We start from the raw sequence: 1343 nt of genomic DNA on the forward strand, positions 1-1343 counted from the left end.
GGTTCTATCACGAAAATAGTGGGTAATTAAGCTGGAGTTAAATTAAGTTTACCAAGGGCAATAAAGATAGTGATTTTTAAATTCTTTAATGTTTTAAAACCAAAAGCTCTTTTAGTAAATCCTCTAAGTTTAGAGTTCATACCTTCTATTTTACCGTTTGAGATATTCGTTTTTATGTGCAACAAGATACCTTCTATGTGATTTAAAAGAGTCTTAGCGGCTTTAATCATTTCGGGTATATTTGATTTCATTACCTTTCCATACCATCGTTTAAAATACTTAGCTGCATAAGAAGGTTTCTTGTAATCGAACATCTTTTTAAACTCAAGTACCAATCCGTAGGCTTGAACTGTATCAAGGTGTTGATATTCCATCAATTCATCGAGTCTAACTTTATCTTTCTTAGTAAGGTTGTTAGGATTTTTTAATAGCAAGTATTTTGTCCTTTTGAGTATCTCATGGTATTCTTTATTCTCTCTGGCTCTCACTTTATCAAGTTGGACACTTAATACATTAAGCACATGGAATTTGTCAAATATTATCTTTGCTTTTGGAAAATGGTCCCTTGCTCCAGCTTTGAAAGGTACCGACATATCCATGCATATGGACTCTATATCTTTTGGATCACCGTTTTTTTCAGTGTATCTTTCTTTGAATGATAGGAAGGTTTCTGCATCTTTTCCATCAGCTATATGTACAACCTTTTCTCGTTCCACATCTAAGAAATTGGTTAGATATACATGATGCTTTTTCCTTGCTATTTCATCAACAGATAACGTTTTTATTGGTTCTTTTGAGAAATCTTGTTTTTCTAATTCCTTTGAAACGTAAAAGTCTAATATTCTCCACAACCTATTTTGGGTTGTATTATACTTTTTAGCTATCTCAGCAACCGTCATGTGATTGTACAACTCAAGAATAAACGCTTCAAACAATAAGGTGAATCCAGAGTTTTTTCGAGCCCAAGGAACCTCTACAGTCTTTGTCCCATCATCTGTTTTTATCCTAGCTACCCTTGCATGTATGTATGTTTCATACTGGAATAAGTTTAAGTGTCTCCAACTTCTTTGAACCGTATCGTATGCACTGTAATATTTACCGTTGTATTCGAACTTTGCGCCTTTTTTGAAATCCACATATATGTTGATTATATTTCCTTGTTGCTCTATCTTTTCTATGTACCATGGCTCTGTTATATTCAGTATCTGTTCGAAGAATTTTGGTAGCTCTTTTCTCATCTGGCATCACTCCTTATGTATTTTGTGTTTTCTTACATGATACCAGATTATTTAATCATTTGTTCATATTTCATTTTTTCTACCCACACTTTTTGGAAGAGAACC

Annotated in this window: 1 protein-coding gene; it reads right to left on the bottom strand. The window is 33.3% G+C overall.

Annotated elements, in window-relative coordinates:
- Positions 1 to 26: 26 nt before the first annotated feature.
- A complete protein-coding gene (locus ACW9JY_RS10410) occupies positions 27 to 1238 on the bottom strand; it encodes an ISL3 family transposase (RefSeq protein ID WP_457284325.1) in 1212 nt (403 codons plus the stop codon).
- Positions 1239 to 1343: the final 105 nt, after the last annotated feature.

This window comes from Petrotoga sp. DB-2 (assembly GCF_054051725.1).